Source organism: Micromonospora sp. NPDC049301 (assembly GCF_040678715.1).
GTDB lineage: Bacteria > Actinomycetota > Actinomycetes > Mycobacteriales > Micromonosporaceae > Micromonospora.
In genome coordinates this window covers 560,150-574,191 of sequence record NZ_JBFAQO010000001.1, presented here as the reverse complement: position 1 = coordinate 574,191, position 14,042 = coordinate 560,150, and the positions used below count along the sequence as shown (strand labels likewise).

Below are 14,042 nucleotides of genomic sequence, written 5' to 3'. Positions count from 1 at the left end.
GCTCGCCGCGGCCGCCCTCGGGTCGGTCGCAACCGCGGGGCCAACGTGCGCCGTGCTCCTCGCGCTCACCATTTCGCCCCGGGGTGGGCGCGGTGCAGCACCTGCATCTCGGCGAGCAGGTACGACAGGTGCTCGGTGTGCACGCCCGTCCGCCCGCCGGCCGGCGCCCAGCGGCTCTCCGGCCGGATGAGCGTCGCCTCGCCCAGCACCGCGCCGACGGTGTCGTCGAACGCCGGCCGCAGGGTGGCGGGGTCGACCGGGGCCACCGGGTCGGCGGCGAACAGCTCGTGGGTGTACGGCCAGACCTCGTCGACGGCCGCCTGCATCCGGCGGTGCGACTCCTCGGTGCCGTCGCCGAGCCGCTTCACCCACAACGCGCCGTGGTCCAGGTGGTACGCCGATTCCTTGCGCGCCTTGGCGCCGATCGCGGCCAGCCGCTCGTCCGGGCAGCCAGCCAGCGCGGTGTACAGCGGTAGCTGGTACGCCGCCAGGAAGAACAGCTTCGCCATGGTCACCGCGAAGTCGCCGTTGGGCAGCTCGACCAGGAGCACGTTGCGGAACTGGCGGTCGTCGCGCAGGTACGCCAGCGCGTCCTCATCCCGGCCGGCGCCCTCCAGCTCGCCCGCGTACGACAGCAGCAGGCGGGCCGCGCCGAGCTGGTCGAGGGCGATGTTGGCCACCGCGATGTCCTCTTCCATCTCCGGCGCGCGAGTGGTCCACTCGGCCAGCCGTTGCGCGGCGATCAGCGCGTCGTCGCCGAGGGCGAGGGTGAAGTCGAGGGGACCGTTCACGCCGTCACCTCGCTGCGCTCGGCGGTGACGCCGCTGAGCTGGCTGGTTCGCTCGCTCCGCTCGCTCACAGGTGGGCCACCCCGTCCGGCACCTCGTAGAAGGTGGGGTGGCGGTAGACCTTGTCGGCGGCCGGGTCGAAGAAGGCGTCCTTCTCGTCCGGACTGGACGCGGTGATCGCGCTGGCCGGCACCACCCAGATCGACACGCCCTCCTGGCGTCGGGTGTAGAGGTCCCGGGCGTTGCGCAGCGCCAGCTCGGCGTCGGGGGCGTGCAGGCTGCCGACGTGGGTGTGCGACAGCCCGCGCCGGGCCCGCACGAAGACCTCCCACAACGGGCTGTTCTCGGTACTCACGCCGCCACCTTCTCCCTCTGTCCGGCCCGCTTGGCGGCGTACGCCGCGGCGGCCTCCCGTACCCACGCGCCCTCGGCGTGCGCGGCCCGCCGGCGGGCGATCCGCTCGCGGTTGCACGGCCCGTCGCCGGAGATCACCCGCATCAGCTCGTCGTAGTCCGGCTGGGTGTAGTCGTACGCCTGCCGCTCCTCGTTCCAGCGCAGGTCGTCATCCGGGATGCGCAGCCCCAGGAACTCCGCCTGCTGGACGCACATGTCGACGAAGCGCTGGCGCAGGTCGTCGTTGGAGAAGCGCTTGATCTTCCAGGCCATCGACTGGGCGGAGTGCGTGGAGTCGCCGTCCGGCGGGCCGAACATGGCCAGCGACGGGTACCACCAGCGGTCCACCGCGTCCTGGGCCATCGCCTGCTGCTCCGGGGTGCCGTGCGCCAGCGTGTGCAGGATCTCGTAGCCCTGACGCTGGTGGAACGACTCCTCCTTGCAGACCCGGATCATCGCCCGGGCGTACGGGCCGTAGGAGCAGCGGCACAGCGGCACCTGGTTGACGATCGCCGCGCCGTCCACCAGCCAGCCGATCGCACCCATGTCGGCCCAGGTCAGCGTGGGGTAGTTGAAGATCGAGCTGTACTTCTGCCGCCCGTCGAGCAGCAGCCGGACCAGCTCGTCGCGGCTGATGCCGAGGGTCTCGGCCGCGGCGTAGAGGTAGAGGCCGTGGCCCGCCTCGTCCTGCACCTTGGCCAGCAGGATCGCCTTGCGCTTGAGCGAGGGCGCCCGGCTGATCCAGTTGCCCTCCGGCTGCATGCCGATGATCTCGGAGTGGGCGTGCTGGGCGATCTGCCGGATCAACGTCTTGCGGTACGCGTCCGGCATCCAGTCGCGCGGCTCGATCTTCTGTTCCGCGTCGACCACCGCGGTGAAGTACGCCGCCAGGTCCTCGTCCGGCGCGGGTCCGCCGCGCCGTTGCCGTGCGGCGGCTGCGCGCAGCTCCGCCTCGGCCGCCTCGACCTCGCCGAGCAGGCCGCCGCCGGTTGCGTCGTCCGGGGCGGAGAAGTCATTGCCATACATGAGGACAAGTGTTACAGCTTGCACCTCGATGCACCAGGGGGTGTAACAGGAAACCCGAGTCACGTTCGGTCACCGATGGGCGCTTCCGTCTCACGCACGGCGATCTCGTGGGCTATGACTTGGCTCACTTTGCGAAAATGAATCCTCCTAGAAGCCCCATACCGTCGCGACATCCCACCTTTATCGCGCATTGCCACGTGTCTGGCTCTGGTGGTCGCGCGGACCGGACGTAGACTTCTGCCGGTCACACGATCGGCTGCCCAGACTCGCCGTCTCCACAGAGGCCACCTCCCCCGGCCTCGGCGATCGCACCGGTCGCCCCGGACAACAAGCCGGTCCCCCGGCCCTGACATCTGGAGCTCACCCAACTCATGCGATCCCGCGTGATCATGGTGTTCGCCGTCGTGGCGGTCCTGCTCGGTGGCGTCCTGCTGGTCCCCACCGCGTACGCCCGACTCGCCGGCGACGACGGCAGCGGAGGCGGCGGTGGCGGCGCCGGAAGCGTCGCCGCGCCGGCACCCACCCCACCGCCACCGCCCACGCTCGCCGCTGGCCCGGTGTCAGTGGCCTTCAAGGGCGAGTTCTTCTCGTGGGCGTTGATGGACCGGCAGACGGGCAAGATCTCCGGATCGCCGAACATGACCTCCACCAGCTCCACCGAATCGATGATCAAGGCGTGGATCGTCTCCGACTACCTGCGCCAACTCGGCAACAAGGAGCCGTCCGCGGCGTTGAAGAAGGCCGCCAGCCTCGCGATCCGCGACAGCAACGACGACGCGGCCAACCAGGTCTACAAGGCCGCCGGCGGCTCGTACGCCATCCCTGCCGGTGGCCAGCCGGGGCCGGTGATCAAGCGCGCGATCAGCATCTGCGGTCTGACCGACACCAAGCGCGGCAACGTGCCGAAGTACGAGGGCTACTGGAGCTTCACCCGGATGTCCCCGCGCGACGCCGTACGGCTCGCCGACTGCATCGCCGACGGCAAGGCCGCCGGCCCGAAGTGGACCAAGTGGGTGCTCAGCGAGATGAGCAAGGTGCAGGGCACCACCGCGGCCAAGGACCAGAAACTCAAGTCCGGCGGTGGCCGTTGGGGGATCATCAACGGCCTGCCGAAGTCGATCACCGCCCAGGGCCCGGTCAGCATGAAGAACGGCTGGACCCCGCTCTACTACGACGGCAACTGGCACGTGAACTGTCTCGCCGTCAACGGCAAGTGGAGCCTCGCGGTGATGATGCGCTACTCGATCAAAAATGGACTGGACTACGGCGCGCAGTTCTGCGCGAGCGTGGCCACTCAGCTCGTCACCCCGCAGCCCGGCGCCGCGCTGAAGGTGCCGCAGCAGCCGGTCGGGAAGTTCTGATGGCCGGCAACCGTCGGGCCGACCGACGCGGCGGCGGCGAGGCGTCGCCGCTACGGCTGGTCGCGATCACGGTCATCCTGATCGGGCTGGTCCTGGTGTCGCTGCGGCTGCTGCCCGGGTCGCCGTTCGAGTCCAATGCCGCCGCCCTGTGGGGCGACGCCGGCAGCACGACGAACGACCGGTCCACCGGCACCCCCACCGACCGCAGCGCCCGTCAGCCGGCTCCGGCACCGAGCCCCACCCCAGCCCTGGAGCCGCTGCCGTTCCAGGCCCAGGACCTCGAGCTCGACATCGAGGGCTGGTACTCCTGGAGCGTGCTCGACCGCCGCACCGGGAAGATCATCGGTTCCCAGAACATGGACGAGACCAGCACCACCGCTTCGATGATCAAATCCTGGATCGTCGCCGACTACCTGCGCCGCGCGGCCGACGCCGGCGACACCCCGAGCGACGCGAAGCTCGCCGACGCGACGCGGATCATCCGGGACAGCGACAACACCCGAGCCGAGCAGTTCTACAACTCGGTCGGCCGCGCCGCCTCGATCCGGCGGCTGCTCTCCATGTGCAAGCTGACCGACAGCAGTGTGGCACCCGACGGCGGCTGGAGCCGGACGGCACTCTCCCCTCGGGACACCGCCCGCCTGGGCAACTGCATCGCCGACGGCACCGCCGCCGGGCCGAAGTGGACCGAGTGGCTGCTCAACGAGATGAAGCTGGTGCGCGGCGCCGGTGACTTCGGCATCCGCAAGGCGTTCCCGGCCGCGGAGCAGAAGCAGATCGCCATCAAGAACGGGTGGATCGACCGGACCAGGGAGCAGGAGATGCACATCAACTGCCTGGCCATCGGCGACACCTGGACGATGGGCGTGATGGTCAAGTACCCGATCAACATGGGTTACGACTACGGCATGAAAAACTGCGAGAAGATCACCGAGGCCCTGCTCCGCCCCGGCGTCTGACCCTCGCTCCACGGCCGCGTTGGCGGCTCAGCCCGCTCGGCAGCCCAGCCCGCTCGGCGGCTCAGCCGGCGAAGAACTCCGGGCCGCCGTCCGGCAGCGCCGGTACCTCGCCGAGCGCGGCGGCCCGCCGGGCGAACTCCCGCAGCCCGGCGACCTGCCGGTCACCCAGCGAGAAGTCCAGGGTCCGGAAGTACGTGGCCAGCGTCGCCGCGTCGAAGGGCTCCCACCGGGCCGCCGCCTCCGCGACCTGGTCCAACTCGGCCAGACAGAGGTCACGCGAGCGCAGGAACGCCTCGTGCACCTCCTTGACCAGGCCCGGGTGGGCGGCGGCGAAGTCGCGCCGGACCGCCCAGACCGCGAACACCATCGGCAGGCCGCTCCACTCCCGCCACGCCTGCCCGAGGTCGGTGACCGTGAGGCCCAGGTCCGGCGCCTCGTAGAGCGCCCGCAGCGCCACGTCACCGATCAGCACCCCGGCGTCGGCCTCCAGCAGCATCTGGGTCAGGTCCGGCGGGCAGCGGAAATAGTCGGGTCGGACGTTGTACCGCTCGGCGAGCAGCAACTGTGCCAGCAGCACCCCGGTCCGCGAGGTCGAGCCGAGCGCCACCCGCGCGCCGTCCAGCTCGGCGAGAGGCTTCGTGGAGACGATGTTGACCGACAGCACCGGCCCATCGCTGCCCACCGCCAGGTCCGGCAGGAGCAGGAGCTCGTCGGCGTGCTTCAGGTACTCCACGAACGTGATCGGGCCGATGTCCAGATCACCGGCGACCAGCGCGGCGCTCAACCGGTCCGGCGAGTCCTTGTGCAAGTCCACGTCGAGCAGGGCTCCGGAGCGCATCAGACCCCAGTAGATCGGAAGGCAGTTCAGGAACTGGATGTGCCCGACCCGGGGACGTGCGATGCGCTCAGCCATGACCCGACCGTATCCCTGGCCTCCGGCTCCGGCTCGGCGGGCCGGCCCGGAGTGGCCAACCCCGCATCCGCCCCCGTTGACTGCTGGCGCTGCGGTCCGCCCGGGACGGCCGGGGACGGCCGGCGTACCACCCGCGCGACGACCGGCACGAAGGTCAGCACCACCAGGAGCCCGGCCAGGCCTGCTGCGGCGATCAGCGGCCGGGGCGGGACGGCGGTGAGCAGCGCGCCCCCGATCAGGAAGCCGGCCATCGAGCCACCCTGCACCGCCGCGCCGTAACTGGCGTACGCCCGAGCCCGCATCGCCTCCGGCACCCGGCGAGCGGTGAGCAGGTTGGCGAAGACGTTCTCGCCGCCGTTGGCCGCGCCCCCCACCAGCCAGAGCGGCACCAGCAGACCCGCCGCCGGCACCGTCGCGGCGACCAGCACCATCAGGCTGCACCCGCCCAGGGTGAGCAGCACCCCACGGACCAGGGCAGCGTCGTCGTCGAGCCGGTGGGCGAGCCGGGCGGCGAGCCAGCCACCGGGCAGCATCCCCGCCATCCAGGCCGCGCTGACCAGGCCGTACGTGGTGGGTGAGCCGCCCAGCGTCTCCCGGATGAAGAAGACCTCGATCACGTTGATGCCGCCGATCGCCGCGATCACCACCGCGATGCTGACCACCGTGACGAGCATCAGCGGGTCCCGGCGCAGCCGCCAGGCCGGGCCCGTACCCCGTGGATTGCCGGGGGTGACCACGGCGGCGGTCCGTCGACCACCGCGCCGCGTCCGCAGCAGCAGGCCGGCGACCACCAGCGCCAGGTAGGTCGCGGCGTCGACCAGCAGCGGTACGCGGGTGCCGAACTGCCCCACCAGCAGCCCGGCCAGCACCGGACCGCCGAGCGCGCCGAGGGAGACGGCGGTCTGACCGATCGCGCTCGCCCGTGGCAGGTCGCCCGGGCGGACCATGGCCGGCACCAGCGCCGCCAGGCAGGGCTGGGTCACCGCGAGCCCGCAGGCGAGCAGTGCGACGAGCCCGACCACCAGGACCGGGTGATCGACGAGGGCGAGCAGCGTACAGATCACGGCCTGGGCCAGCCCGACGGTCACCAGCAACGTGCGGCTGTCCACCCGGTCGGCGAGCCGGCCGGCGAGTGGTGCGAGCACCACCAGGGGCAGGGTGGCCGCGAGCAGCAACCCGGACACCGCGAGCCCGCCGGCGCCCGTGCCCTGCAACGCCAGCGCGAGTGCGGTGGCGGCGAGGAAGTCACCGCAGATCGTGGTGCCCCGCGCCGTCGCCGCGAGCCAGACGTCCGACCAGCGCGATTCGCCAGGTGTGAAGGACATATTTCGAAAATAATCCTTCACACCTGTTCGACGCAACCCCCGCTAGGCCAGCGGCACCGCCCGGTACTGCACCGAGACGGCACGCGCCCCTGGCGGCGGGTCGGCCCGACCCCGCCGAGGGTGGTACGGCCGGAACAGCGCCACGACCGCCTCGTTCAGCTCAGCCAACTCCTCCGCGGTGAGCAGCAGCAGCGTGTCGTTGAACAGCACAGCGTCGTACCACTCGGCAGGCTCGTCCCCGGCGCGCCGCAACCAGTCCCGGGTCCTCTCCATGGCCCGGACCGCGTGCGCCTCCACCAGCGCCTGCTCGGCGGCGCGCGCCTCGGGCCCGGCCTCGCGGCCCGCGTCGACCATCCAACTCGGACTCGGCGTTCGCCACACCCGCTCGCGGGCGTCACCCCGGCTCGGCGCCTGCTCCACCAGGCCGAACTTCGCCAGCGCCCGCAGGTGGTAACTGGTCGCGCTCGGTGACAGCCCAGCGATCTCCGCGCACTCGGTGGCGGTCCCGCCGCCCTCGCGGCTGCTCAGATACTCCATGATCGCGATCCGGGCCGGATGGGCCAGCGCCCGCATCACCTGCGGGTCACTGATCGTCATCCGGCGCGGCTCGGGACGGGCCTCGGTCATGCCCCCATGATCCCGGCCACCGGCGCAAGCCGCCATCACCCCCGTGGTCCCGGCACGCGCCCGCGTCGTCGGCCCTCCCGCCGGAGGGTCGCGCCAGCGATCAAGGCCGACGAAAGTGTCGTACACTTGTTCTATTGTCGATCCATGTTGGGGGCGTTGGCGCAGGCGGGCGGGGCCGTCGACGACTGCGCCGAAGCCGCTCCGTGGGCGCTCTCCGACGACGAGCTGCTCGCGTCGCTCGACGCGACGCACCGGATGGCGCAGCGGCTGGCCACCGTCCAGCTCGGGCTGGTCCGCGAACTGGACGCTCGCGGCCTCGCGGTCGCTCAGGGTGCCTCGTCCACCGCCGTCTGGCTGCGGGAGCGGCTCCGACTCTCCGGCCGATCCGCCCGCCAGCTGGTCCAGCTCGCTGCCACCGTCGACGCCGCGCCCTCCGCGGTGTGCGACGCCATGATCGCTGGCGCCATCACCGTCGAGCAGGGCCGGGTGCTGGCAGAGACCATCGCGGCCCTACCGGTCGAGGCGGGGCCGGAGGTGGCTGACAAGGCCACCCAGCTGCTCATCGCGTGGGCCGACCGGTTCGACCCGACCATCCTGAGCCGTCTCGGGGACCGCGTCCTCACCCACGTCGCGCCGGACCTGGCCGACCAGGCCGAGCTGGCGGCGCTCGAACGGGCCGCCGAGCAGGCCGAGGCCCGCCGGCACGTCACCCTCTCCGAGCAACAGGACGGGCAGGTACGCCTCAGCGGCAGCCTCGACACCGAAACCGCGAGCCTGCTGCGCGAGGCGATCGATCCGCTGTGCGCCCCGGCCGGAGCGCACGACGACCGCAGCCCCGGCCAGCGCCGGGCGGACGCGCTCGGCGAGATCTGTCGGCTGGCGTTGCGCACCGGTCACCTGCCGGACAGCGGCGGCGACCGACCACAGGTCGTGGTGACCGTTTCGCTGGACGCGTTGGTCAACGGCGTGCGCGCCGGTGCCCTGGAAACCGGGGCGCGCCTCACGCCGGGCGCTGTCCGTCGCCTCGCCTGCGACGCCGCCGTGCTGCCGGCCGTGCTGGGCGGCAACAGTCAGGTCCTGGACGTCGGGCGTCAACGGCGCCTCTTCACCGGGCCGCTGCGCCGCGCGCTCGTGCTGCGCGACGGCGGCTGCGCCTTCCCCGGCTGCGACCGGCCATCCCGATGGTGCGACGGTCACCACGTCCAGCACTGGGCCGACGGTGGCGCGACGGCGCTGGGCAACGCCGTCCTACTCTGCGGCCACCACCACCGGCTGATCCATCAGGGCGACTGGAGGGTCCGCATCGGGTCGGACGGCCTACCTGACTTCCTCCCACCACGCTGGCTCGACCCGCTCCGCACGCCACGCCGCAACCTCTACCACCGGCGATGCTGATGCCGAGGGGAAAGGCCTCCACCCCACTCGCGTCAGATTTGACACGCCGCCGCAGCGGCACGCCGCCACGCGTCAGTGCCAAGCCCCACGCGGCCTCACCGCACCCTGAGCGAAGGGTCCGGCACCACGCCGCGCGCTCGGCGCCGGGCCGCATCGCGCCTCCGCCACGCCGCACCCTCGGCTCCGCGCCGCATCACCGCCCTCCGCCACGCCGCACCGTCCCTCAGCGCCGCACCCCCAGCGCCGCAGCGCGTCGCTGCCCTTCGCCACGCCGAGCCCCAACGCCCCCAGCGCCGCGCCCCCAGCGCCGCGCCCTCAGCGCCGTCCGCTCGGCGCCACACCCTCATCCCCGCAGGCCCAGCGCCGCGCCTCCGCCACGCCGCATCGCGGTACGCCTTGGCCATGCCGCCGTGTCGCCACGCCGTCTCTGTCGGGTGGTCGCGTCGGTAATTCGGTGGAAGAGCCGGGCGTGGGGGCGTAGGGTTGCAGGCCGCTTGACGGCCGAGGTGAGCTGCACCGGAACGGACGTCCCCGCGCCGGGCGGGCGGCCATCCGCCCCCGGACACGCGAGCGCGCAGCAGATGTGAACGATGGGACGTCAGCATGCCCGCACTCGACCTGGACACCCACCTCGACACGGATCTGGCCGCCGAGCGCGCACACCTGGCCACCTCGCGGGATGCGCTTCGGTGGATGCGGGAGCGGGCCGAGGCCCTCTTCGCCACCGGGGACCAGGTGGCCGGCGACGCCTACGCCGCGGAGACGCTCGGCCGCACGCTGTCCCGCCGGGTGGCCGAACTGGCCGACGACCCGACGACGCCGCTCTTCTTCGGCCGCCTCGACTTCGCCGGAACCACGGACAGTGGGACCGGCGACGGCGCCTCGGTCCCGGACACGAGCACGAGCGCCGTGTCCACCACGACCGGCACCGCCGGCGCCGACACGACCGGCAGCAAAGGCACGACCAGCGCGGACACGACCGCCGGGGCGGCCAGCACCGACAACACCGGCAGCGGCAGCGGCAGCGGCAGCGGCAGCGGCAGCGGCAGATCATGATGGCCGGCGGTATCACGTCGGGCGGCGGCATGTCACCGATGAGCTGGGCGAGCCGTTGGTGCTGGACTGGCGGGCGCCGGTTTCCCGGTCGTTCTACCGGGCGAGTGCGCGGGATCCGCAGGGGGTGGCGGTCCGGCGGCGGTTCGGGTTCAGCAACGGGGTGCTGACCAGCTTCGAGGATGAGCGACTGGACCGGGGCGAGGAGCTGGGCACGACCAGCCGGATCCTCACCGCGGAGATCGAGCGGCCGCGCGTCGGGCCGATGCGGGACATCGTGGCCACCATTCAGCCGGAGCAGGACGAGCTGGTTCGGGCCGACCTGGCCGACTCGATCTGCGTGCAGGGCGCGCCGGGCACCGGGAAGACGGCGGTCGGCCTGCACCGGGCCGCGTACCTGCTCTACCTGCACCGGGAGCGGTTGCGGCGGGCGGGTGTGCTGATCGTCGGGCCGAACCGGGCGTTCCTGTCGTACATCGCGGCGGTGCTGCCGGCCCTCGGCGAGGTCGAGGTGCAGCAGGCCACCGTGGAGGAGCTGATCTCGCGGGTGCCGGTCCGGGCGGTCGAGCCACCGGCGGTTGCCGCGCTCAAACACGACGTACGGATGGCCAGCGTGCTGCGCCGCGCGGTGCGGGCGCAGATCGGCACCCCGACCGACTCGATCACCGTGTCGGACGGCTCGTTCCGGTGGCGGATCGGGCTGGAGCCGCTGCACCGGATCGTCGAGGAGACCCGCCGGGAGGGGCTGCCGTACGGCACCGGCCGGGAGCGGGTGCGGGCGCGGGTGGTGAGTCTGCTGCAACGGCAGGCCGAGGCGCGGCGGGCGGAGTCGCCCGGCGACGCCTGGCTGCGCCGGATGGGCCGGTGCCGACCGGTGACCGACTTCCTGGACGCGGTCTGGCCGGCGCTCACCCCCGAGGGGCTGGTACACGGTCTGCTGGCGGACCCGGCGCGGCTCGCCGCCGCGGCGGACGGGTTGCTCAGCGACTCCGAGCAGGCGCTGCTGACCTGGGCGAAGCCGGCCCGTACGGCGAAGGCGGCCCGCTGGACCGCCGCCGACGCGGTGCTGATCGACGAGGCGACCGGGCTGCTGGAGCGGCCCTCCGGGTTCGGGCACGTGGTGGTGGACGAGGCGCAGGACCTCTCCCCGATGCAGTGCCGGGCCATCGCCCGGCGCAGCGAGCACGGCTCGGTCACCCTCCTCGGTGACCTCGCTCAGGGCACGGCGCCGTGGGCGGCGACCGACTGGAAGGAGTCGCTGGCCCACCTGGGCAAGCCGGATGCGGTGGTGGTGCCGCTGACGGTCGGCTTCCGGGTGCCCGCCGCAGTGGTCGCGTTCGCCAACCGGCTGCTGCCGGCGCTGGCGGTGGACGTACCCCCGGCCGAGTCGCTGCGCCGCGACGGCGGCCTGGACGTGCGTACCGTGACCGACCTGACCGCCGCGACGGTGGCCGAGGTGCACGCGGCGCTCGCGCACGACGGCTCGGTGGGTGTGATCGCCGCCGACGACGCGGTCGACGGGCTGCGCGCGGCGCTGGCCGACGCCGGCGTGCCGACCGCGAGCGCCGACGACGTGGCCGACGCGGAGCGGGTCACCGTGGTGCCCGCGACGCTGGTCAAGGGCCTGGAGTACGACCATGTGGTGGTGGTCGAGCCGGCCGCGATCGTCGCGGCCGAACCACGGGGGCTGCACCGGCTGTACGTGGTGCTCACCCGCGCGGTGTCCCGGCTCGCGGTGCTGCACCACGAGCCGCTGCCCGCGCCGCTCCTGACCTGGTCAGCGACTCACGAGGGCTGAGGCGATCTCCCGCAGCGGCTTGCCGGGCTCGGCGATCGGCACCGTGAAGGCCAGCCACGAACCGTCGGTGAACTCCACCCGGAGTCGCTTCGGGTTGAGCCGGTGCCAACCCACGCGGGCGTTGGCCACCGCGGCCCGGGGCGCCGACCAGACGACCCGGGTGCCGGCCACCGCCCGCTCGTCGTCGGCCCGGGTCGACCAGAGCTTCACCGGCCCGGACGCGCACACCAGCAACCGCCGGTCGGTGACGGCGAGGACCGTGTCGGCGAGTGTGGTCGCCGGGGGCACCGGTCGCCGGGAATGTTGCAGCGTCGAGGCGAGCGAGCCGGGCGCTCCCCGGCCGGCCACCCCGTGGGTGACACGGTCGACGATCCGGTCCCCCGCCGGGAACGAGATCAACGGCGAGACCAGGTTGAGCAGGACGCCGCCGATGCCGGCGCCGGCCCCGGAGGCCTGCGGACGCTCGGCGTCGGGTGGGTCGGGCGGCAGGACACCCTGGGCGATCTCCGTCTTGGCGACGGCGAGCACCTGCTCCCCCGGCTCGACGAGCTGGGTCAGCCGTTCCTGGTAGCTGATGTCCGCCATGGGCTCAGTATCGGTCCCGGTGGTCGCCGGCCGGCCGGTCGGCGCCGGGCGCATCGCCGATCACCTCGCCCACCAGTTCGCGTACGCGGGCGGCGGCGGCCTGCTGCGCGCGGCTGGCGGCGGCGGTGAACTCCTCGGCGAGGGTGTACGAGTCGAGGCGCATCGCCCGCGCGTCGAGCTCCGACGAGACGATCGTGCCGTCGGCGGCGGCGGTGACCCGGACCAGGCCAGAGTCGCTCACCCCCTCGGCGTTGCTCTGCTCGATCTCGGCCATCTTGCCGGCCAACTCGCGCTGCCAGCCGTCCAGGTTGCGGGCCAGGGCCTCGATGCGGTCCAGACCGGGAAAGGTCATGTCGGTCTCTCTCAGGTCAGGATGGAGTCGAAGATATTCTGCACGCCCTTGGTGTAGGGGCCCAGATCCTCGCGGTACGTGCCGTCCACCAGGTAGTTGCGGTCCTTGGTGCCGTCCGAGATGTCGTGCAGGCCGACTCCGGTGTCCAGCAGGGCCCCGCCGAAGCCGGGGATGTTCACCGGGGACACCTGGTTGATCAGGAACTTGCCCGGGAAGAGCGTCTTGAACTTCTCGATCTGGAACGCCCTGGCCTCGGCCGACCACCCGGACTTGTTCCACATCCGGTACGCCTTCTTCGCCTTGCGGATCTCCAGCACCGCCCGGCGGTACTTCATCAGCAGCTCGGCGACCTTCTGCATCTTGGCGGCCAGCTTCATCAGGATCTCGGCGAACCGCGCGACGATCTTGACCATGCGGCCGACGGTGGTGGCGAGCCGGGCCAGCACCCGGACGACCGTCGCCGCGAGCGAGATGCCGGCGCTGAGCGCCGCCGCCACCGCCGCGATGATCACCTCCGTGAGGAACCAGAGCAGGAACTCGAGGATCAGCTCGACCAGCAGGTTGAACGCGTCGACCGCCGCGTTGGCCGCGTCGACCAGCACCTCCTTGGTGCCGTCCAACCCACGGGCCAACTCCTCGATCGCCTCCTCCACCGACTCCATGGAGGCGTGGAAGCTCTCGGCGGCATCGCCCGTCCAGGCGCCTCGCAGCCGGGACCGGTCCTGCATCTGCTCGTCGGCGATCGCACGGACCGCCGCACCGGTGGACAGACAGAGCTGGGCGGCCTGCATCAGGTCGTCCGGCTCGCCCGCGACGAGTTCGAGCAGTTGCTCGAAGGGCCACAGCACCGCGTTGGAGAGCGGCTTGAACGGGTCGGGCGTGCCCGACACGATCTGCTCGAAGTAGGTCTTGTTGCGCTGCAACGCCTCGGTGCTCACACCGGCCCCTGCCCGCTCGGGCCGCCGCTGCCGGGCGACCAGGGGCCCGGCGCGATGACGTCGGGAGCGGGCGGGCGCCCGGGCACGAACATGTCGGTGTTGGCCACGTCGGTGCCGGTGTAGGCGTCGGCGGTGTCGGTGAGCCCGTCGGCGATGTCCGCCATCACCTCGGCGCCGTCGGCCAGCCCCTGGAGGCACGCCTCGAACTGCTCGGCGTACGTCGCCGCGAGGCTGAACGACGCCGGCATCACACCGAACGCGTGCCGCGGGACGTGCCCGTCGCCGAAGGAACGGTGCAGCTCACGAAAACGGGCCGCACGGTCGTTGGACGCCGCGGCGAACGCCGTCAAGGCCTCCGGCTGGACCTCCAGCTCCCTGTCTGGGCTCGCCACGGACCCTCCCCAGTGTCCTGTGCGACGGGTCAGTCGCACGCTCTCCACCATAGGCACTCCGCGCCGGTACCGATGCCCCTGGTGAAGCTGCCGAGGTAGGCGGTGTTGACTTTGCAAGACTCACCGTGGACGCACCC

At 72.3% G+C, this 14,042-nt stretch carries 13 protein-coding genes and 1 pseudogene; 4 read left to right on the top strand and 10 right to left on the bottom strand.

Annotated features, from left to right (window positions below):
* Positions 1–65 precede the first annotated feature (65 nt).
* From paaC to paaA, 3 genes are all read right to left on the bottom strand, one after another.
* Positions 66–791 (bottom strand): 1,2-phenylacetyl-CoA epoxidase subunit PaaC, encoded by a 726-nt coding sequence (paaC, locus tag AB0K07_RS02760; protein ID WP_363750451.1) that lies wholly within the window; start codon positions 789–791, stop codon positions 66–68.
* 64 nt (positions 792–855) lie between these two features.
* A complete protein-coding gene (gene paaB, locus AB0K07_RS02755; protein ID WP_363750450.1) occupies positions 856–1,143 on the bottom strand; it encodes a 1,2-phenylacetyl-CoA epoxidase subunit PaaB in 288 nt (95 codons plus the stop codon).
* Complete coding sequence (gene paaA, locus AB0K07_RS02750; RefSeq protein WP_363750449.1) at positions 1,140–2,207, bottom strand: 1,2-phenylacetyl-CoA epoxidase subunit PaaA; 1,068 nt, start codon at positions 2,205–2,207, stop codon at positions 1,140–1,142. The genes paaB and paaA overlap by 4 nt, the downstream gene beginning before the upstream one ends.
* A gap of 371 nt (positions 2,208–2,578) precedes the next feature.
* Between paaA and AB0K07_RS02745 the strand changes: the two genes are divergently transcribed.
* Positions 2,579–3,568, top strand: coding sequence for a hypothetical protein (locus AB0K07_RS02745; protein WP_363750448.1), 990 nt, complete (start codon positions 2,579–2,581; stop codon positions 3,566–3,568).
* Positions 3,568–4,527, top strand: coding sequence for a hypothetical protein (locus tag AB0K07_RS02740; RefSeq protein ID WP_363750447.1), 960 nt, complete (start codon positions 3,568–3,570; stop codon positions 4,525–4,527). The genes AB0K07_RS02745 and AB0K07_RS02740 overlap by 1 nt, the downstream gene beginning before the upstream one ends.
* Before the next feature lie 61 nt (positions 4,528–4,588).
* Here the strand turns inward: AB0K07_RS02740 and AB0K07_RS02735 are convergent, their stop codons facing one another.
* The 3 genes from AB0K07_RS02735 to AB0K07_RS02725 are packed head-to-tail and all read right to left on the bottom strand — an operon-like array spanning position 4,589 to position 7,392.
* Positions 4,589–5,440 (bottom strand): menaquinone biosynthesis protein, encoded by an 852-nt coding sequence (locus tag AB0K07_RS02735; protein ID WP_363750445.1) that lies wholly within the window; start codon positions 5,438–5,440, stop codon positions 4,589–4,591.
* Positions 5,392–6,765 carry an MFS transporter gene (locus AB0K07_RS02730; RefSeq protein WP_363750444.1) on the bottom strand — a complete coding sequence of 458 codons (1,374 nt, stop codon included), beginning with the start codon at positions 6,763–6,765 and terminating at the stop codon, positions 5,392–5,394. Before AB0K07_RS02730 ends, AB0K07_RS02735 begins: the two co-directional genes overlap by 49 nt.
* A 42-nt stretch (positions 6,766–6,807) precedes the next feature.
* Positions 6,808–7,392, bottom strand: a complete 585-nt coding sequence (locus tag AB0K07_RS02725; protein ID WP_363750443.1) for a winged helix-turn-helix domain-containing protein — start codon at positions 7,390–7,392, stop codon at positions 6,808–6,810.
* A gap of 144 nt (positions 7,393–7,536) precedes the next feature.
* Here AB0K07_RS02725 and AB0K07_RS02720 point away from each other — a divergent pair, with 144 nt between their 5' ends.
* On the top strand, positions 7,537–8,787 hold the full coding sequence (locus AB0K07_RS02720) for a DUF222 domain-containing protein (RefSeq protein WP_363750441.1): 1,251 nt from the start codon (positions 7,537–7,539) through the stop codon (positions 8,785–8,787).
* Between the two features lie 583 nt (positions 8,788–9,370).
* Positions 9,371–11,638, top strand: a pseudogene (locus AB0K07_RS02715) (AAA family ATPase); the annotation flags it as partial.
* Here AB0K07_RS02715 and AB0K07_RS02710 read toward each other — a convergent pair.
* The 4 genes from AB0K07_RS02710 to AB0K07_RS02695 are packed head-to-tail and all read right to left on the bottom strand — an operon-like array spanning position 11,618 to position 13,905.
* On the bottom strand, positions 11,618–12,223 hold the full coding sequence (locus tag AB0K07_RS02710) for a hypothetical protein (RefSeq protein WP_363750440.1): 606 nt from the start codon (positions 12,221–12,223) through the stop codon (positions 11,618–11,620). The pseudogene AB0K07_RS02715 and the gene AB0K07_RS02710 overlap by 21 nt on opposite strands.
* Before the next feature lie 4 nt (positions 12,224–12,227).
* Positions 12,228–12,575, bottom strand: a complete 348-nt coding sequence (locus AB0K07_RS02705) for a YbaB/EbfC family nucleoid-associated protein (protein ID WP_363750439.1) — start codon at positions 12,573–12,575, stop codon at positions 12,228–12,230.
* Between the two features lie 11 nt (positions 12,576–12,586).
* Positions 12,587–13,513, bottom strand: a complete 927-nt coding sequence (locus AB0K07_RS02700) for a WXG100 family type VII secretion target (RefSeq protein ID WP_363750438.1) — start codon at positions 13,511–13,513, stop codon at positions 12,587–12,589.
* Complete coding sequence (locus AB0K07_RS02695; RefSeq protein ID WP_363750436.1) at positions 13,510–13,905, bottom strand: type VII secretion target; 396 nt, start codon at positions 13,903–13,905, stop codon at positions 13,510–13,512. Before AB0K07_RS02695 ends, AB0K07_RS02700 begins: the two co-directional genes overlap by 4 nt.
* Between the last annotated feature and the right edge of the window lie 137 nt (positions 13,906–14,042).

Excerpts from the sequence above, each read along its gene's own strand:
- AB0K07_RS02725 (WP_363750443.1), bottom strand. The coding sequence starts at position 7,392 with ATGACCGAGGCCCGTCCCGAGCCGCGCCGGATGACGATCAGTGACCCG.
- AB0K07_RS02740 (WP_363750447.1), top strand. The coding sequence starts at position 3,568 with ATGGCCGGCAACCGTCGGGCCGACCGACGCGGCGGCGGCGAGGCGTCG.
- paaA (WP_363750449.1), bottom strand. The coding sequence starts at position 2,207 with ATGTATGGCAATGACTTCTCCGCCCCGGACGACGCAACCGGCGGCGGC.
- AB0K07_RS02735 (WP_363750445.1), bottom strand. The coding sequence starts at position 5,440 with ATGGCTGAGCGCATCGCACGTCCCCGGGTCGGGCACATCCAGTTCCTG.
- AB0K07_RS02710 (WP_363750440.1), bottom strand. The coding sequence starts at position 12,223 with ATGGCGGACATCAGCTACCAGGAACGGCTGACCCAGCTCGTCGAGCCG.
- AB0K07_RS02730 (WP_363750444.1), bottom strand. The coding sequence starts at position 6,765 with ATGTCCTTCACACCTGGCGAATCGCGCTGGTCGGACGTCTGGCTCGCG.
- AB0K07_RS02705 (WP_363750439.1), bottom strand. The coding sequence starts at position 12,575 with ATGACCTTTCCCGGTCTGGACCGCATCGAGGCCCTGGCCCGCAACCTG.
- AB0K07_RS02745 (WP_363750448.1), top strand. The coding sequence starts at position 2,579 with ATGCGATCCCGCGTGATCATGGTGTTCGCCGTCGTGGCGGTCCTGCTC.
- AB0K07_RS02720 (WP_363750441.1), top strand. The coding sequence starts at position 7,537 with ATGTTGGGGGCGTTGGCGCAGGCGGGCGGGGCCGTCGACGACTGCGCC.